Origin of the sequence: Streptomyces endocoffeicus, assembly GCF_016741935.1 — a bacterium.
In the GTDB taxonomy this organism is placed as follows: Bacteria; Actinomycetota; Actinomycetes; order Streptomycetales; family Streptomycetaceae; genus Streptomyces; species Streptomyces endocoffeicus.
Genome location: NZ_JAERRG010000013.1, coordinates 215,470 through 232,888 on the forward strand (window position 1 = coordinate 215,470; position 17,419 = coordinate 232,888).

Below are 17,419 nucleotides of genomic sequence, written 5' to 3' on the forward strand. Positions count from 1 at the left end.
CGGAGGACTTGGCACGGTAGGACCATGACGAGCATTGATCCGGACACACCGCGCACGGACACCCCCGAAACCTCCGACGCGCGGCCGCGCCGCGTCCCCGTGGCGCAGGCCATGCGCGGCGCCGCCCGGCAGTTGGGGGAGTTGCTGGGCACCGCGCCGGAGGCGGTTTCCGCGATGCAGCCGACGCCGGACGGATGGGTGGCCGATGTGGAGGTGGTGGAGCTGGAGCGGGTGCCGGAGACCATGACCATCATGGCCACCTACCGTGTGACCCTCGACTCACAGGGCCAACTCCTCGGCTATGAGCGGCATCACCGTTACGCCCGCGGCCAGCTCGACCGCGGACGTTAGACGTCGGCGCCGGACCAGGCACGGCCGTTCGTTTGCCGGGTTTCCTCCCACGGCCCCGCGCCGGTGATGTCCGCGGCGCGGGGCCGTTCCCTGCCCGCGCGCCCCGTGTCACACGCGCCGACATCGGTGAACGCCACCGCCACCGCACCCGTATCAGACGCGGACAGGCGACCGAGCGCGACCGAGAGGAAGCACACGTGACCGTGATGACGCAGACCGGCGGGCTGCCTGCCACCGCATCGACCGGTTCAGGGACCGGAAGCCTCTTCGACATCCTCGAACTCATCCTGGACCGTGGCCTCGTCATCGACGTGTTCATCCGGGTCTCCCTCGTCGGCATCGAGATCTTGAAGATCGACATCCGGATCGTGATCGCCAGCGTGGACACGTATCTGCGCTTCGCCGAGGCGTGCAACCGCCTCGACCTGGAATCGGGCCGCAAGGCCCCGGACAAGCTGAGCGACATCGTCGGCAACATCGTCGAGGGCGGCGCCCGGGGCAAGACCGAGGGGGCGATCAGCGGGGCCCTTGGGGCCATCGGCGATGTCTTCGACCGTGACCGCGACGACGAGGACAGGTGACCATGCCGACCCCGTCCCCGTCCACGCCCCCCGTCTCCCTCTACATCTACGCGATCACCGGGTCCGATCATCCGCTGCGGCTGGCGGGACTGCGGGCCGTGGGCGGCGTGTCCGGCGCCCTGCGCGCGGTCACCGGCGGGCCGTTGGCCTGCGTGGTGAGCCCGGCGCCGGCGGACCTGCGCCCCAAGCGCCGTGACCTCGCCGCCCACCAGGAGGTCCAGGAGCGGCTGATGGCGGACGGCGCGGTGCTGCCGATGCGGTTCGGCATGCTGGCGCCCGACGACGCCGCGGTGACGGCGGCGCTGGACGGCAAGCGCGCCGAATACGTCCGCAGGCTCGAGGAGTTGCACGCCACGGCGGAGTTCAATCTGAAGGCGGCCCGTTCGCAGGACGATCTGCTGCGGGAGGTGCTCACCGAGTCCGACGACGCCCGGCGCCTCAACGAACGCACCCGCGACGGCGGTGGCAGCTACGCGGACCGGGTGGCCCTCGGCGAGCTGGTCGCACATCAACTGGACGCGCGGCAGCGGCTGTTGGCCGACCAGGTCGTCGGGCGGCTGTCGGAGCTGGCCCGCGGCAAGGTGGTGGCGCCCCCGGCCGAGGAGGACTTCCTCAACGCCTCGTTCCTGGTGGAGCGGGGGCGCGCCGAGGAGTTCTCCCGGGCCGCGCGGCAGCTCGCGCGGGGCTATGGAGAGGGCTACGACTTCCGGCTGCGCGGCCCCTTGCCGCCGTACAGCTTCGTGGCCTGAGGGCGGGAGTGCCATGGGACTGCTGACTGGGCTGCTCACCTTTCCGCTGGCGCCGGTGCGCGCCACCGTCTGGGCCGCCGAGCAGATCACCGCGGCCGCCGAGCGCGAACACTACGACCCGGCGCCGGTCCGGCGCGCCCTCGCCGAACTGGAACAGGACCTGCTGGCCGGGCGGATCGACGAGGACGCGTACGACCGCCGCGAGGACGAGTTGCTCGACCGGCTGGCACAGCTGGAACGCCGGGAACGGCCGGACGAGCGGAGACGAGCCCCGTGACGACGACAGAACCGGTGGCGGGCAGGCTGGGCCCGCCACGCCTGCCCGCCGCCCCGTACGGCCAGGGCGCCGAGAGCGCCGCGTCGCTCGCCGACATCCTGGAGCGGGTGCTGGACAAGGGCGTGGTGATCGCGGGCGACATCCGCATCAACCTGCTGGACATCGAGCTGCTCACCATCAAGCTCCGGCTGCTCGTGGCCTCCGTCGACAAGGCGAAGGAGATGGGCATCGACTGGTGGGAGCACGATCCGTCGCTGTCCTCCCGCGCCCGCCCCCGGGCCGTACCGGACGACGACGCGGAGCGGTCCCTCACCGAGGAGAACGCCCGGCTGCGCGCCGAGATCGCGGCGCTGCGGGCACGGGCCGAGGACAGGAGCGTGGACGGTTGACCGAGAGAACACGGCGACAGCACATGGTGTACGCCTACGCGGTGCTGCGCCCCACCCCGGAGGCCGCACGGGCGGTCGCCGTACTGCGCGGGGTGGCGCACGAGCAGGTGGGACTCGTGGAGACCGGAGACCTGGCCGCGGCCGTCGGCCCGGTCCCGGCCGCGGAGTTCGAGGAGGGCGCGCTGAAGGCGGGCCTGGAGGAGCTGCCCCGGCTGGAGGCGCTGGCCCGCGGTCACCACGGGGTGGTGGCGGGGCTGGCCCCGCTGGGCGCCGTACTGCCGCTGCGGCTGGCCACCGTCTACCGGGACGAGGACCGGGTGCGGCGGGTTCTCCAGGAGCGCCGCGACCAGTTCCTGCCGCTGCTGGAACGGCTCGCCGGGCATGTCGAATGGGGCGTCAAGGTCTACACCGATCCGACGGACTCCCCGGCGGGGGACACGGCGGTGCCCGCCGAGGCCACGGGTGGGGAGGCGGCCCTCAGTCCGGGCCGGGCCTATCTCGCCGCCCGCCGCCGGCGCCGGCGCGGCGCCGAGGAACTCTGGCAGACGGCGGCGCGGACGGCCGCCCGCATCGCCGAGGAGGCCGGGGGCCTGGCGGTGGGCAGGGTCGCCCACCGGCCGCAGCGCGGCGAACTCGCTCAGGTGCCCGGCGGCGGGGCGGCGGGTGGCGGGAAGCCCGGTGGCGAGAACATCGCCAATGACGCGTATCTGGTGCCGGCCGACCGCGCCGAGGAGTTCCGCTCCCGGGTGCTGGCCGCCGCCGAGGGGCAGCCCGGGGTGCGCGTCGAGGTGACCGGTCCCTGGGCGCCGTACTCCTTCGCCCTTCCGCCCGACCCGGCCGCCCGGCCGGAGCCCGTATGAGCGGCGCGCTGGACGGAGCCCGGAGCGGCGCGCTGGACGAGGCCGTATGAGCAGCGCGCTGGACGAGGAGGACGCACGGGCGCTCGCGGGCCGGGAGGTCGCCCTGATCGACCTGCTGGACCGGCTGCTCCAGGGCGGGGTCGTGCTCGCCGGTGACCTCGTCCTGTCCATCGCGGACGTCGATCTCGTACGGATCGACCTGCGCGCGGTCATCGCTCCGGTCGACGCCGAACACCCCGCTCCGCTGCTGCCCTGACGAGAGGAAACCCGCGTATGTCAGCCCCCTCCGGCGCCGCCACCCAGCGGCTGCGCACCGACGCGGACACGGTCGAGCGCGATCTGGCCAAGCTGGTGCTGACCGTGGTCGAGCTGTTGCGTCAGCTGATGGAGCGCCAGGCGCTCCACCGCGTCGACAAGGGCGATCTGACGGAGGCGCAGGAGGAGCGCGTCGGCATGACGCTGATGATCCTCCAGCAGCGCATGGAGGAGATGTGCGCCCGTCACGACCTGCGGATGGAGGACCTCAACCTCGACCTCGGCCCGCTCGGCACCCTGCTCTCCCCGGCGGGCTCCTCAGCGGGCTCCCCGGCGGGCCCGCCCTCTCGATGAGAAGCCCCGCGCACCCACTCAGCCCTTACGCGGCCGCGGCTCGGACCGGTCGATCAACTGCCCCCTCAGCACGGTGAGTTGGTGGGACGCCTCGACCGCCCGGGGCTCGTCCAGGGAGGCGAGGGCCAGTACGAGGGTGTCCATGACGACGACCCCCGCCAGGGATTCCGCGGTGATGCCGGTGGGCGTGTGCGGGGCGCTGATCACCACATCGGCGTGGGTGGCCAGCGGCCCCGTGGGAACGTCGGTGACCAGCACGACGCTCGCGCCGACCGCCCGCGCCCGGTCCGTGAGCACGGTGAACTCCCGCAGCCGTCGGCCGGGTTGGAGGATCACCACCGCGTCCCCGCGGCCCAGGCTCAGCAGTTCGTCGGCCATGGTGAAGCCGGTGGCGCCGACGAAGCGTGCCCGGCGACCGGCCCGGCGGAGCTTCAGCACCAGATGCCGGGCGGCCAGCTCCGAGGCGCCGACACCGTAGGCGACCACCTCACGCGCGTCCGCCAGCGTTTGCACCGCTTGCTTCAGCACATCCGTCTCCAGTAGCCGGCGGCACTGTTCGAGACGCTCCGCCGCCTCGTCGAAGACCCGGTCCTTGATCTCGTCCAGGTCATGGCCGACGCGGGCGATGCGCTGCTTGAGCCGCTCCTCGGGGGCGGTCGCGGAGGTGAAGCCGGAGGCCAGCTCCCTCTTGAGCGCGGGCAGGCCGGCGTAGCCGAGGCGCTGCAGGGCGCGGACGACGGTGGCGTTGCTGGTGCCACTGGCCGCGCCCAGCTCCTGTGCGCTCGCGAAGAGCAGATTCTCCGGCGGGGCGCTGACCAGATACTGGGCCACCACCCGCTCGGAAGCGGACAGCTCACCCCACATGTCCCGGACCGCGGCGGCCAGCCGTGTCGTCCCGGTAACGCTCTTCGGTTCGCTCATTACAGCTATTGACTTCCCTGTGGTGGACATTACTATCTGGGCTCATCGTTCCAAGAACGCTAATTTCTGAAACACACATTACAGCCCCTCGTGGGCCCGGGCCTCGGAACACAGGAGTGCCATGACAGCCGCCACCATCCCCACCGTCGAGATCTCCGGCCCGCCGGCCGAGCGCGGCCGCCAGTACGGCGAGGCGGCGCGCGACGCGATCGGCAGGGCGCTCGCCTACTACGAGCAGGCGTTCGGCGAATCCTCGGGGCTCACCTGGGACCAGGTCACCGCGCGCGCCGAGCGCTGGCTGGCGCCGGTCCGCGCCTACGCCCCCGAGCTCGTCGAGGAGATGGGCGGGATCGCCGAGGGGGCGGGCGTAGGACTCCTGGACGTGCTCGCGCTCAACGCCCGCGGCGAGATCATCTACGACCAGACCTTCGCCCGGATGCGGGCCCGCGCGGACGCCGTCGCGGACGTCACGGACGACCGGGAGGTGACCGACGGCTGCACATCCTTCGCCGTACTGGGCGAGGCGAGCGGCGACGGCCACGTCTACTGCGGCCAGAACTGGGACTGGCGGGCGGGCGTCACGGACACCGTCCTGATGCTCCGGATCGTCCAGCCCCCGCACCCCACCGTGATCATGCAGGTGGAGGCCGGGCAGATCGGCCGCCAGGGCGCCAACTCCGCGGGCATCGCCCTCAACGCCAACGGACTCGGCGGCCGGTTCGACGACGCCGTGGGGCTGCCCCAGACCGTGATCCGCCGCCGGGTCCTGGACAGCGTGTCGATCAGCGACGCGGTCGACGTGCTGTGCCGCACCCGCGGCCACATCGCCAGCAACGCCCTGCTGACCTGCCGCGAGGGCTTCGCCCTCGACCTGGAGACCACTCCGGGCGCACACGGCTGGATGTATCCCACGCGGGGGCTGCTCGTCCACGGCAACCACTACCAGACCACCGTCCCCGTCCAGCTCGCGGCCCGCTACCGCCCCGAGTCCTCCGACTCCCTGATCCGGGTGCCCCGGGCCGAAGCCGGGCTGCGCCTGCTGCGCGAGGCCGGCGCGCCGGACGAGTCCCGCAAGCTGATCCGCCAGGCCATGTCCGACCACCTCGGCCACCCCGAGGGCCTGTGCACCCACCCCGACCCCCGGCAGCCCGAGGTCAAGTGGTGGACGACGCTGCTGTCCTCCTGCGTGGACCTGACCACCGGTGACTACCACGTGACCCCCGGAACCCCCTGCGACCACGAGTACCAGCATCTGCCCTGGAACCTCTACGACGGTCCGCACGCCCCCAACTGACGCCCCCCTCACGTCCGCTCGAACGACCAGAGAGCCTGCCATGAGAACCAAGCTCTGTACCACCGCTGTCGGCCTTGTGGGTGCCCTGCTGTTCACCGCAGGGTGTTCCGGGGCGACCTCCGGGTCCGGCGGCGCGTCCGTCGACCCCGCGAAGCTCAAGCTCACCGACACCACCCCCAAGGCATCCGGCGCGGCCACCACCGTGAACTGGCTCGTGGAGCAGGAACCCGCCACCCTGGACATGGACGCCCAGGGCGGCAGCAGCACCCGCACCGTGATGGCCAACATCTGCGAGCGGCTGCTCCTGCTCAAGCCCGATATGACCACCGCGCCGCGACTGGCGGAGAAGGCCGAGTACACCGGCGACAAGAAGCTCGTCCTCACCCTCCGCGACGACGTCACCTTCCACGACGGCGCCCGGATGACCGCCGACGACGTGGTGTGGAGCCTCAAGCGGCACGCCCAGCCGGAGATGAACGAGTCGGACGAGTACGAGGACGTCGACACGATCGCCAAGACCGGCGCGAACGAGGTCACCGTCACCTTCAAGAAGCCGAGCGCCCTGTTCACCAAGGCCCTCGCCGGTGACGCCGGGATCATCATGGAGCGCAAGGCGGTGGAGAAGCAGGGCGACGACTTCGGCACCCCCGGCCACCCCGACGCCTGCACCGGACCGTACCGGCTGAAGAGCTGGAACTCCGGCTCCGCCCTCACCATCGAGCGCTCCGCGGACTACTGGGACAAGAGCGTCCGCCCGCTGACCAAGGAGGTCGTCTTCCGCTGGGCCTCCGGCAGCGCCCTGGTCAACTCCATCTCCACGGGCGCCGCGGACGGCGCCTATCTGACCGCCACCGGCCCCGCCGCCGTGCTGTCCAAGAAGAAGGGGGTGCGCGCCTACTACGGGCAGTCCACCACCGCCTGGTCGCTCAGCCCCACCAGCAGCGGCGCCCTCAAGGACGCCCGGCTGCGCAAGGCGCTGTCGCTGGCCATGGACCGCGAGGGCATCGCCAAGTCCGGCTTCAACGGCCTCGCCGAACCCTGGGCGACCCCGGTGGGCCCCGGAGCCTGGGGCTATGAGAAGGCCGCGTTCCAGAAGGCGCAGAAGGAGCTCGAGCACTCCACCGCCTACACGGTCTCGCCCTCCGCGGACGACATCGACCGGGCGAAGAAGCTGGTCGAGCGGGCCGGGGCGCCCGCGAAGCCGATCGTCGTCTCCAGCGACGGCAGCGAGAGCCAGACGGTCATCACCAACGCGGTGCGCGGCGCGGCCCAGAAGATCGGGCTGAAGGTCACCGTCAAGACGATCGCGTCGAGCCGTTACGACGAGTTCTTCTCCGACCCCAAGTCCCGGAACGGCTTCGACCTGATTCCGGTCGACTGGTACATCTCCAAGGCCGACCCGGCGGGCTTCTACGACAACGGCCTCACCGGCAACGCCAACAACTGGCTCGGCTACTCGGACAAGGGCTATGACGCCCTCGTCGGCAAGGCCCAGCAGACCATCGACGACCGCGAGCGCGCGAAGCTGGTCATCGACGCGCAGTCCAAGTTCGCCGACGACGCGGTGTGGATCCCGCTGGTGCAGGTGCCGTCGGTGATGGTGCTCGGCGACAAGTACACCGGCGCGCCGGCGTCCATGGTGTCGATGTACTACCCGTGGGCCGCCGACCTCGGCACGAAGAAGGGCTGACGCCATGATCCGCGGACTGCCGCGGCGGATCGCCGGCCTGTTCGCCACGCTGCTCGCCGCCTCGTTCATCATCTTCGCCGCCGTCTACGCGGCCCCCGGGGACCCCGCCGTCCTCCTCTCCGGCAGCCGACAGGAGCTCACCCCGGAGAAGCTCGCGGCGGTCCGCGCGGAGCACCACCTCGACGAGCCGCTCGTCGTCCAGTACGGCCGGTGGCTGTGGGACGGCCTCCAGGGCGACCTGGGCCGGTCGTTCCAGTACCGCGACCATGTGGCCGACCTGATCGGGGCGCGGCTGCCGACCACCCTGGAACTCGTCGCCTACGCCACGGTGTTCTTCGTGGTGCTGGGCGTCGGCTCCGGAGTGCTGGCGGCCCTGCGCCGCGGCTGGGTGGACTCGGCGGTCGTCGGCGGCACCACGCTCGCCGCCTCGGTGCCCGCCTTCGTGGCGGCCATCGCGCTGGTCTCCCTGTTCGGGGTGCGGCTTGGCTGGTTCCCGGTGACGGGCCAGGGCGAGGGGCTCGCCGGGCGGCTGCACCATCTCACGCTCCCCGCGTTCGCCCTCGCCCTCAGCGCCCTCGCCGTGATCAGCCGGGTCACCCGGCAGGCCATGGCCGAGGCGTACGCCTCCGACCATGTGGAGGCGGCCCGCGCCGCCGGGCAGTCGGAGCGCCAGATCGTCGTCCAGCATGTGCTGCGCAACGCGCTCGGCCCGATCGTCACCATGTGCGGGCTCGTCATGGCGGGCATGCTCGCCGGGACAGTGGTGGTCGAGACCGCCTTCGGGCTCAGCGGGATCGGCTCACTGCTGGTCAGCGCGATCACCACGCATGACTTCCCGGTCACCCAGGCGGTGCTGCTGCTGATGGTCATCGGCTATGTCGTGGTGACGACGCTGGTCGACCTGGTCCATCCGCTGATCGACCCCCGGGTCGCGCCGGGCGGGAACCCGCGAAGCAAGCCGGAAGGAAAGACCGCATGACGACGGTGACGGCCGGGGCGCTGATCCCGGTGCGGGTACGGGCCCGGCGCCCGGTCCCGGTGATGATCGCGGGCGGCTTCCTCGCCCTGATCGTGGTGGCGGCGGTGTGCGCACCCCTGATCGCCCCGCACGCGCCCGACGCGGTCGACCTGTCCGCCTCGCTCGCGGGGACCACCTCCCAGCATCCGCTGGGCACCGACGCCTCGGGGCAGGATCTGCTCTCCCGGGTGCTGTACGGCGCCCGGTCGAGCCTGCTGGCCCCCCTGGCGCTGCTCGCGCTGGCCGCGCTGCTCGGCGTCACGATCGGCACGGTCGCGGCGTGGCGCGGCGGCTGGGTGGACACCCTGCTCTCCCGGGTGACCGATGTGATGTACGCCTTCCCGGGCCTGCTGTTCGTGGTCCTGGTGATCGCGGTCTTCGGCGACGGCCTCACCACGTCGATCATCGCGCTGGGGCTCGCGTACGCGCCCACCATCGCGCGGTACACCCGCAGCCTCGCCCTCGCCGAGCGGTCCAAGCCGTATATCGACGCCTATCGGGTGCAGGGCATGAGCGGGACCCGGATCTGCGTACGCCATCTGGTGCCCAATCTGGCCGGGGCGATCGTCGGCTATCTCGTGGTGCTCTTCGGCGAGGGGCTGATGAGCCTGGCCACCCTCAGCTATCTGGGCTTCGGCGCCGGATCGCCCTCGATCGACTGGGGGCTGATGGTGCAGGAGGGGCAGGACGCCGTGGTGCAGGGGGCGCTGCTGCCCTCCCTCGTGCCGGGCACGGCCATCGCCGTCGTCGTGGTGGCCTTCAACATCGTCGGGGTCTGGGTCTCGGACCGGCTGGGCAAGGGGAGGTAGGCGGCGATGCTGCTGGACATCGAGGATCTCACCATCGAGCTGCCGGCCGGTGCCGCCGCCCGGCCGATGCTCGCCGAGGTGTCGCTGAGGGTCGGCCGGGGTGAAGTGGTCGGCCTGGTGGGCGAGTCCGGCTCGGGCAAGTCCACCACGGCGCGGGCGGTGCTGCGCATGCTCCCCGAGGGGGCGCGGGCCTCCGGTTCGGTACGGGTGGACGGCGAGGACGTGCTCGCCATGGACCCGGCCCGGCTGCGCCGCCACCGGTCCCGCACCGTCTCCATGATCTTCCAGGACCCGCGCTCCGCGATGAACCCGGTCCGCCGGATCGGCGACTTCCTCACCGATCCGCTCACCCGGGTCCTGGGCCTGTCCCGGCGCGACGCGGTGGTGAGGGCCACGGAGCTGCTGGCCTCGGTGGGGCTGTCCGACCCCGAGCGCCGGATGCGGCAGCGCCCGCACGAGCTGTCCGGCGGGATGCTGCAGCGGGTCGTGATCGCCGCCGCGCTGTCCACCGACCCCGATCTGCTCCTCGCCGACGAGGCGACGAGCGCGCTGGACGCGACCACCCAGGCGGAGGTCCTGGCCCTGCTGCGGTCCATCCAGGAGGAGCGGCGGCGGGCCGGCAGCGGCCTCGGGACGCTCTTCATCACCCACGACCTGCCGCTCGCGGCCGCGTACTGCGACCGCGTGTATGTGATGTACGCGGGCCGGGTGGTGGAGCAGCAGCCCGCCCACGGGCTGTTCGCCGACCCGAAACACCCCTACACCCGCGGTCTGCTGGAATGCTCGCCCAGCCTGGGGGACGACCGCGAACCGCTCCCCATCCCCGGCCGCCCGCCCTCCCTGTCCGACGCCCTCACCGGCTGCCCCTTCCTCCCGCGCTGCGCACGGGCCGAGGCGGAGTGCGAGACCTGGGCGCCGGTGGCCGTCCCGTTCGGCGGCGGCGATGACGACGGCGACGGCGACGGATCGGATGCGGACGGCTCCGCGGCCTGCCGCCGACTGGAACTCGTATCGAGGAGCACCGCATGACCGAGCCCGCACTCGTCGTAGAGGGGCTGCGCAAGACCTATGCGCTTCCGGGCGGTGGCCGGACCACGGCCGTGGACGACGTCTCGTTCACCGTCCCGGCCGGCGGCTCGCTGGGCATCGTCGGGGAGTCCGGCTCCGGCAAGACCACGGTGGCCCGGATCCTGGTGGACCTCGTACGCCCGGACGCGGGGACCATCACGGTGAACGGGCGGGAGCGCACACCGGGGCGGCGGGGCGGTGGATGGCTACGGGGACCGGGCGCGCGCTCGGCCGCACGGCTGGGCCGCGCCCGTGAGATCCAGATCGTCTTCCAGGACCCGTACGTATCGCTCGACCCGCGGCTGACCGCGCGTCAGTGCCTGCACACCGCCCTGCGGCTGCACGGCCGGCACGACGGGCCAGCCGTCGCCGGCCGGATCGAGGAGCTGCTGGACCAGGTGGGCCTCGGCAAGCGGGAGGGCGACGCCCGCCCGCGCGGTCTGTCGGGCGGCCAGCGCCAGCGGCTGGCCATCGCCCGTGCGCTCGCCGTGGAACCCGAGGTGCTGGTGCTGGACGAGGCGGTGGCGGCGCTGGACGTGTCCATCCAGGCGCAGATCCTCCGGCTGCTCGCCGATATCCGCCGGGAGACCGGGGTGGCCCTGGTCTTCGTCAGCCATGACCTGGCCGTCGTACGGCACATCACGGACGACACGCTGGTGATGCGGCGTGGCCGCGCGGTCGAGACGGGTCCGACGGCCCGGGTGCTGGACACCCCGGAGGACCCGTACACCCGGCTGCTGCTGTCGTCGGTGCCGCACGACGGGTGGGACCCGGCGGAGACGGTACGGCTGCGCGCGGAACTCGCCGAGCTGTGACCGTGGCTACTGAAGGCGAGACATCGGCTCACTCTGGCCCCCGGTGGCTCAAAGTGAGGAGCTGAGCCCATCTCATCTGCGAATACGTGACGGTATGAATTTCCATACGTCGGAGGTATTCCCAGGTGCCCATGCGCCCTGCACCATGCCGGTAGTTCACCACCGGATATGGGAGGCACATACGTGACCGCGCCAACAGGGAACGGGATCTCTCGAAGAGGTGTGCTCGGCACCGCGGCCGTGGTCGGCGCCGGAGGCCGGCTGGCCGGATCCGGCACCGCCTGGGCCGCGCCCCAGGCCTCCGGCGGAGCGGCGGCCCTGACCGAACGCGTGGTCAGGGCCGCCGCCCCGCGGTGGCGGCGGATGCCCGGCGACTGGAAGGACGGTCCGTTCCTGGCCAACGGCCTGCTGGGCGCGGTGGTGTACAAGGGCGAGACGTCCAACTCCGTGAAGGTCATGCTCAGCCACACCCAGGTGCAGGACCAGCGCCCCCAGTGGCGCGCCCCGTACGGCTACTCCCGCCTGCCCATCGGCCACTTCGACCTCACCCTCGCCGGAGAGGTGACCGGTGTCGACTGGACACTCGACCTCTGGGACGCCGAACTGCGCGGCACCGTCACCACCACCCGGGGCAGCGTCCGCTTCTCGATGCTGGTGCACAACGCCCGTACCGCGCTGCTGATCTCCACCCGGCCCAGCGCCGGTGAGGAGGCCGCGGCCTGGTCGTTCACCTGGATGCCCGCGGCCTCGCCCCGCACCAAGGACAAGCCCGCCGACTACACGGGCAACCCCGACCCCCGCACCGGCTCCGCGGGCGACACCCACTATGTGCGGCAGCCGCTGATCGCGGGCGGCGGCTGGACCACCGCCTGGCGCGAACGGCGGGTGGGCACCGGCAGGCTCCTGGCCGCCCATATCGTCTACCGCCACCCCGGGGACCTGTCGCGCACCACCGAACTGGCCGTCGCCGAGGTGGCCCGCACCCTCGCCGCCGACCCCGACGACCTGGTGCGCTCACACCGCGACTGGTGGCACCGCTACTACCGGCGCAGCCTGCTCTCCGTACCCGACAAGCGCCTTCAGCACTTCTACTGGATCCAGCTCTACAAGGCCGCCTGCGCCACCCGCGCCGACGGGCCCTCGATGTCCGAATGGGGGCCGTGGTACCCGGAGACCGGCGGCAGCTGGACCGCGGTGTGGTGGAACCTCAACGTACAGATCGCCACCTGGCTGATCCAGGGCGCCAACCACCTCGAACTCGACTCAGTGACCTCCACCTTCCGGGACTTCGAGAAGAACCTGCCGCTGTCCGTCCCACCGGAGTACCAGGACGGGAACACCTACGCGCTCGCCCACCCCTCCGACTGGCTGCTGCGCCCCGGCGACAAGACCGTCGGCATCCCCGGCACCGCCACCAAGACCGACAACAACGGCAATCTCATCTGGGCCATGCACAACATCTGGCTCAGCTACCGCCACACCATGGACATCCGCATCGTGCGCGACGTCCTCTACCCGATCCTCGCCAAGGCGGTGAACTTCTACGACCACTTCCTGTACGAGGGCGGCGACGGGAAGCTGCATCTGCCGCTGACCCGCTCACCGGAGTGGGCGGACGCCGAGGACTGCACGTACGACCTCTCCCTGCTCCGCTGGGGCTGCGCCACCCTCCTGGACTGCCTGCGGATCCTGCGCACCGACCACCCCCGCGCCCGGCGCTGGCGCGAGATCCTCGACCGCCTGGTGGCCTACCCCCGCGATGCCACCGGCATCATGATCGGCGCCGAGAAGCCGCTCACCGAGTCCCACCGCCACTTCTCCCATATGCTCTGGCTCTACCCGCTGCACGAACTGGACTGGGACCGCCCGGCCGACCGGGACATCATGCGGACCACCTTCGACCACTGGGTCAAGGACTGCAGCCTGTGGGCCGGTTACAGCTACGCCGTCGCCTCCTCCATGGCCTCGCGCATGGAACGGCCCGAGGAGGCCCTGGACTTCCTCACCTTCCTCACGGACGGCAACCTGATCAAGAACGCCTGGATCACCCCGAACACCATGTACGTCGAGGGCGGCAACCTCGCCACCGAGAGCCCTCTGACGGCGGCCCAGTCGGTCCTGGAGATGGCCGTCCAGAGCCACAACGGCGTGGTGCGGGTCTTCCCGTCCGTCTCCCGCCGCTGGCCCGACCTCTCGGTCCAGTCCCTGCGCACCCAGGGTGCCTTCCTCGTGGACGCCGACCGCTCGGCCGGGCGCACCCGCTGGGTCCGCGTCCACAGCGAGGCCGGTGCCCCCCTCGTCCTGCACCACGGCATCCCCGGCCCGATCGACGTCCGCGACCACCGGGGCCGCCCCCTCCACTACCGCACCACCGGCCCCGGCCGTATCGAGATCCCCCTCGCCCGCGACGAGACGGCCCTCATCACCCCCCGGGGCCACCGCCCGGACCCGGCCCCGCGCGACGTCCCGGCCATCGGCGACGCCAAGCCGTGGGGACTGCCGGACTGAGGTGAGCGATGAGCGAGCCCCCGCTTCCCCAGGGGCTCGCTCATCGATTGCGATTTTCGCAAGCGCCGGTTAGGCTGTCCTCATGGACGAGACTGTGACCGACCGTGTGCGCAAGGTCATTGGTGCGGCCGACCTCCAGCAGGCCGCGTTCGCGGAGTGCGTCGGGCTCACCCCCGACAAGCTGTCCAAGTCTCTGAGCGGCAGGCGCCGTTTCACCTCGCTCGACCTGGCCCGCATCGCGGAGCTGGGCCAGACCACGGTGGACTGGCTGCTCACCGGCCGTGAGCCGCAGCGTCCTGCCTTCGCGGCACGCGCCAGCGGCTCCTTCTCCGACTCCGACGACGGGCTCGCCCTGAAGGATCTCGTCCACCGGTTCACCACCGCGTACGACGTGCTCGACCTGATGGGCCGATCCCGCTCGCTGCCGGCCCTGCCCCGTCCCAAGGCGGACCTGGAGCGGTATGTCGACCAGGGGGAAGAGCTGGCCCTGGATGCCCTGACGGCGCTTTCCGCTCACGGAGTGGCGTCAGTGGCCGCATGCGAGACCTCCGATCTCGCCCATGCCCTCGAAGAGCACTTCGGAATCGACGTGGCGCAGACGGACCTCCCGCACGGCCTCGACGGGGCGGCCTGGCAGACGGACCACTTCAGGCTGGTGCTGCTGGCACGCACCGGTGTGTGGACCCGGCAGCGCTTCACCCTGGCCCATGAACTCGGCCATATCCTCGCCCGGGACGCACAGGAGATGCGCACCGAGACCCATCTGGCTCCCGGCAGGCAGAAGGACCATACGGAGATCCGTGCCAATGTCTTCGCGGCGAACTTCCTGATGCCGCAGGCGGAGATCCACGCTGAAGTGGACGCCGAGTCGGTCGAATCCGGGCTGTCCGATGATGCCTTCCGGGCTCTGGTCGTCCGGTTCAAGGTCTCTCCGAGCGCTCTCGCCGCCCGCCTGCACCAGCTCGGTCTGGTCACCCCCGATGCCAGAAACCGCCTGCGCGGCGTGACCACCGAGATGTGCCATCTGTTGACCCAGCGCGCGGATCTCCATGAGAAGCGCGTCGCCGCCGCCCAGGCCAGACGCCTCCCGCTGGGCCCCGCCCGTGGTCTCTACGAGGGCTATCTCGCCGGTGACACCACGTTGCGCCCGCTCGCGGCCTACTTCGGCATGGACCCCGATGAACTGCGCGACGCCCTGGAGCCCGGGCTGTCCGCGGTCACGGTCCCCGCCGCGGACACCGAGAAGGGCGACCTGATCTTCCAGCCATGACGGCCACGCATCGCACCTGGTGGTTCCCCGACAACACGGTCCTGTGCAACTTCGCGGCCGTCGACCGGCTGAGCCTGCTGGAAAAGGTCCTCGACAGCCGGGGTCGCTGGACCCAGGCCGTCGCCTACGAGGCCACCCGCTCGGCGCGCTATCTGCCCCGGCTCCGCACGGTCGCCGCCGACGGCTGGCTCGGCAAGCCGATCGAGATCGACGACCCGCACGAGACTCAACTCGTCGACCGCTTACGGCGGTTGGTCTTCGCCGGTGACCCGGCGCGCCCCCTCCAGCACCTCGGCGAGGCCGAGACCCTGACGCTCATCCAGAACCGGCCGGAATTTACCGGCTCGGTCTGGATCACCGACGACGGCGAGGCCGGCCGCTTCGCCCGACGCAAGGGGATCACGGTTATGGACACCGTGGACATCGTCCGGGTGGCCGTGGCCGAGGAACTGGTCGTGGCGCACGAAGGGCACCGCCTTTTACACGCCATGACGGAGCAGGGCCGTTATCTGCGAGGCATACCCCCGCGCCCCGAGGACCTACGGCACTGACCGGCCGCCGGGGTGAGAGTCCAACTCCGCCCAAACCGTCTTGCCCACCGGATGGTGCGGCTCGGTGCCCCAGCGGTCGGCGAGCGCGTCCACCAGCAGCAGGCCGCGCCCGGTTTCGCGGTCCGGGGGAGGCGCGGTCGGCTGGAGGATGGGCTGTCGCTCGCCCCGTGTGTCGATGACCTCGATGCGGAGGGTTTCCGCGGCGCCGTCGAGGGCGAGACCGAGCCGGAAGTCCCGGCCCGGTACGCGCCCGTGCAGCGCCGCGTTGGCGCTCAGCTCGGCGATGATCGCCACGGCGCGGTCGGCGACGGCGGGTGACACCGGCCAGGCGCGGAACTGCTCCACGGCCAGCAGCCGGGCCAGCCGGGCCCCGCGCCGCGTGGAGGACAGGCGTTGGGTAAAGGTCCAGCTCGTGGCGGGGAGTTGGGGCGTGCTTGCGTTCATGGGGCCACGGTGGTGGGTGTGCGACGGCCTTCACCAGCGGCGCGCCGCGTACGCAGCGTCAGCGTACATGCGCGTTCGGTGGACGGTACACCCGTCGATCCGTCACCCTGGGTGAGTCGAGCGCGGGGGCCCTCGCACGTACGCACCTGGAGGTGGCCGCGTATGACGACCGACAACACCTGTATGGCCGGGGACGGTGACTGGGAACGGGAGCCCGACCCCTCCGACAGTCTGCGGACCTTCGGGGCCGTGGTCCAGGCCCTCCGCGAACACGCGGGCCTCACGCGGGCTCAGTTCGGGGAGCTGGTCCGGTTCTCGAAGCACACCGTGGCATCGGTGGAGCTGGGGCGGCGCATGCCGGACGAGTCGTTCGTGGAGCGGGCGGAGGAGGTTCTGGGCAACACGGGCGCGCTGCGGAAGGCGGCCCAGCATCTGTCGCGCGGCGAGCCGGGGCTGGCGGCGTGGTTCCGGCGCTGGGCGCGGCTGGAGCGGGTGGCGGTGAGCCTGTACACGTATGAGTGTCGGTTGGTTCCGGGGCTGTTGCAGTCGGAGGACTACGCGCGGGCGGTGTTCGACGGCACCATCCCGCTGCTGACGGATGAGCAGTTGGAGGCCCAGCTTGTAGCGCGGACCGAGCGGCAGAAAATGCTGCACGAGCGGCCGCACGTCCCGTTCAGCTTCATCGTGGAGGAGGCCGTGTTCCGGCGCGGGTTCGGCGACAGGGAGCAGCGGCGGGCCTTGCTCGACCACGTGCTGAAGCGCAGCGCACTGCGCAATGTGAAGCTGCAAGTGGTACCGCTGGAAGCCGAGTTGCACGCCTGCCTGGACGGACCTGTCCGGCTGTTGGAAACGCCGGAGGGGCGGCGCCTCGCGTACTCCGAAGGGCAGCAGAATGGACGGCTCATCGCCGACCGAAAAGAGGTGAGCCTGCTCTGTCAGCGCTATGAAACACTGCGCTCGCAAGCCCTGACGCCCCAAGACTCGCGGGGCTTGCTGGAGCGACTGCGAGGAGAGCTATGAGCGCGACGGAACTTGCTTGGTTCAAGTCCAGTTACAGCGGCAGTCAGGGAGACGACTGCGTTGAGGTCGCCGTCACCGAAGGGGCCGTCCACGTACGGGACTCCAAGGACACGGCGCGCCCCGGTCTCGCCGTCAGCCGTGACGGCTGGACGCAGTTCGTCCGGTTCGCCGCACACGGCTGAGCGTGCCCCATCG

21 protein-coding genes are annotated in these 17,419 nt (G+C 71.5%); 19 read left to right on the forward strand and 2 right to left on the reverse strand.

What is annotated here, in order from left to right:
* Window positions 1-24 precede the first annotated feature (24 nt).
* The 8 genes from JK364_RS29640 to JK364_RS29675 all read left to right on the forward strand — a co-directional run bounded on the left by JK364_RS29640 (window position 25) and on the right by JK364_RS29675 (window position 3,816).
* A complete protein-coding gene (locus JK364_RS29640; RefSeq protein ID WP_201854406.1) occupies window positions 25-351 on the forward strand; it encodes a gas vesicle protein GvpO in 327 nt (108 codons plus the stop codon).
* Between the two features lie 206 nt (window positions 352-557).
* A complete protein-coding gene (gvpJ, locus tag JK364_RS29645) occupies window positions 558-932 on the forward strand; it encodes a gas vesicle protein GvpJ (RefSeq protein WP_138917512.1) in 375 nt (124 codons plus the stop codon).
* Window positions 933-934: 2 nt separating this feature from the next.
* Window positions 935-1,681, forward strand: coding sequence for a GvpL/GvpF family gas vesicle protein (locus JK364_RS29650; RefSeq protein ID WP_201854408.1), 747 nt, complete (start codon window positions 935-937; stop codon window positions 1,679-1,681).
* Window positions 1,682-1,694: 13 nt separating this feature from the next.
* Complete coding sequence (locus JK364_RS29655) at window positions 1,695-1,958, forward strand: gas vesicle protein GvpG (RefSeq protein ID WP_201854409.1); 264 nt, start codon at window positions 1,695-1,697, stop codon at window positions 1,956-1,958.
* On the forward strand, window positions 1,955-2,347 hold the full coding sequence (locus tag JK364_RS29660) for a gas vesicle protein (RefSeq protein WP_201854410.1): 393 nt from the start codon (window positions 1,955-1,957) through the stop codon (window positions 2,345-2,347). The genes JK364_RS29655 and JK364_RS29660 overlap by 4 nt, the downstream gene beginning before the upstream one ends.
* Window positions 2,344-3,207, forward strand: a complete 864-nt coding sequence (locus tag JK364_RS29665; protein ID WP_230992679.1) for a GvpL/GvpF family gas vesicle protein — start codon at window positions 2,344-2,346, stop codon at window positions 3,205-3,207. The genes JK364_RS29660 and JK364_RS29665 overlap by 4 nt, the downstream gene beginning before the upstream one ends.
* Before the next feature lie 46 nt (window positions 3,208-3,253).
* The gene (locus JK364_RS29670; RefSeq protein ID WP_201854411.1) at window positions 3,254-3,463 is read left to right on the forward strand and encodes a gas vesicle protein; all 210 of its coding nucleotides are present in this window, start codon (window positions 3,254-3,256) and stop codon (window positions 3,461-3,463) included.
* Window positions 3,460-3,816 carry a gas vesicle protein K gene (locus JK364_RS29675; RefSeq protein WP_372462011.1) on the forward strand — a complete coding sequence of 119 codons (357 nt, stop codon included), beginning with the start codon at window positions 3,460-3,462 and terminating at the stop codon, window positions 3,814-3,816. The genes JK364_RS29670 and JK364_RS29675 overlap by 4 nt, the downstream gene beginning before the upstream one ends.
* An 18-nt stretch (window positions 3,817-3,834) precedes the next feature.
* Here JK364_RS29675 and JK364_RS29680 read toward each other — a convergent pair whose 3' ends face one another.
* Window positions 3,835-4,737 (reverse strand): MurR/RpiR family transcriptional regulator, encoded by a 903-nt coding sequence (locus tag JK364_RS29680; protein ID WP_201854414.1) that lies wholly within the window; start codon window positions 4,735-4,737, stop codon window positions 3,835-3,837.
* Window positions 4,738-4,858: 121 nt separating this feature from the next.
* Here JK364_RS29680 and JK364_RS29685 point away from each other — a divergent pair, with 121 nt between their 5' ends.
* The 9 genes from JK364_RS29685 (at window position 4,859) to JK364_RS29725 (ending at window position 15,760) form a co-directional block, all read left to right on the forward strand.
* The gene (locus JK364_RS29685) at window positions 4,859-6,031 is read left to right on the forward strand and encodes a C45 family autoproteolytic acyltransferase/hydrolase (RefSeq protein ID WP_201854416.1); all 1,173 of its coding nucleotides are present in this window, start codon (window positions 4,859-4,861) and stop codon (window positions 6,029-6,031) included.
* Window positions 6,032-6,071: 40 nt separating this feature from the next.
* Window positions 6,072-7,721 carry an ABC transporter substrate-binding protein gene (locus tag JK364_RS29690; protein ID WP_201854417.1) on the forward strand — a complete coding sequence of 550 codons (1,650 nt, stop codon included), beginning with the start codon at window positions 6,072-6,074 and terminating at the stop codon, window positions 7,719-7,721.
* Window positions 7,722-7,725: 4 nt separating this feature from the next.
* Window positions 7,726-8,700 (forward strand): ABC transporter permease, encoded by a 975-nt coding sequence (locus tag JK364_RS29695; RefSeq protein ID WP_201854419.1) that lies wholly within the window; start codon window positions 7,726-7,728, stop codon window positions 8,698-8,700.
* A complete protein-coding gene (locus JK364_RS29700; protein WP_201854421.1) occupies window positions 8,697-9,548 on the forward strand; it encodes an ABC transporter permease in 852 nt (283 codons plus the stop codon). The genes JK364_RS29695 and JK364_RS29700 overlap by 4 nt, the downstream gene beginning before the upstream one ends.
* Window positions 9,549-9,554: 6 nt before the next feature.
* Window positions 9,555-10,577 carry an ABC transporter ATP-binding protein gene (locus JK364_RS29705; RefSeq protein WP_201854422.1) on the forward strand — a complete coding sequence of 341 codons (1,023 nt, stop codon included), beginning with the start codon at window positions 9,555-9,557 and terminating at the stop codon, window positions 10,575-10,577.
* Window positions 10,574-11,431 (forward strand): ABC transporter ATP-binding protein, encoded by an 858-nt coding sequence (locus JK364_RS29710; protein ID WP_201854423.1) that lies wholly within the window; start codon window positions 10,574-10,576, stop codon window positions 11,429-11,431. Before JK364_RS29705 ends, JK364_RS29710 begins: the two co-directional genes overlap by 4 nt.
* Window positions 11,432-11,614: 183 nt before the next feature.
* Window positions 11,615-13,939: a glycosyl hydrolase family 95 catalytic domain-containing protein gene (locus tag JK364_RS29715; RefSeq protein ID WP_372462007.1), complete on the forward strand. Its 2,325-nt coding sequence runs from the start codon at window positions 11,615-11,617 to the stop codon at window positions 13,937-13,939.
* 82 nt (window positions 13,940-14,021) lie between these two features.
* Entirely contained in the window at window positions 14,022-15,209 is a 1,188-nt protein-coding gene (locus JK364_RS29720) for a helix-turn-helix domain-containing protein (protein WP_201854425.1), read from the forward strand.
* Entirely contained in the window at window positions 15,206-15,760 is a 555-nt protein-coding gene (locus JK364_RS29725; RefSeq protein WP_201854426.1) for a PIN domain-containing protein, read from the forward strand. The genes JK364_RS29720 and JK364_RS29725 overlap by 4 nt, the downstream gene beginning before the upstream one ends.
* Here the strand turns inward: JK364_RS29725 and JK364_RS29730 are convergent.
* Entirely contained in the window at window positions 15,749-16,204 is a 456-nt protein-coding gene (locus JK364_RS29730; RefSeq protein WP_201854427.1) for an ATP-binding protein, read from the reverse strand. The genes JK364_RS29725 and JK364_RS29730 overlap by 12 nt on opposite strands.
* A 162-nt stretch (window positions 16,205-16,366) precedes the next feature.
* Between JK364_RS29730 and JK364_RS29735 the strand changes: the two genes are divergently transcribed.
* The gene (locus JK364_RS29735) at window positions 16,367-17,224 is read left to right on the forward strand and encodes a helix-turn-helix domain-containing protein (protein ID WP_201854428.1); all 858 of its coding nucleotides are present in this window, start codon (window positions 16,367-16,369) and stop codon (window positions 17,222-17,224) included.
* Entirely contained in the window at window positions 17,221-17,406 is a 186-nt protein-coding gene (locus tag JK364_RS29740) for a DUF397 domain-containing protein (RefSeq protein ID WP_201854429.1), read from the forward strand. Before JK364_RS29735 ends, JK364_RS29740 begins: the two co-directional genes overlap by 4 nt.
* Window positions 17,407-17,419 lie beyond the last annotated feature (13 nt).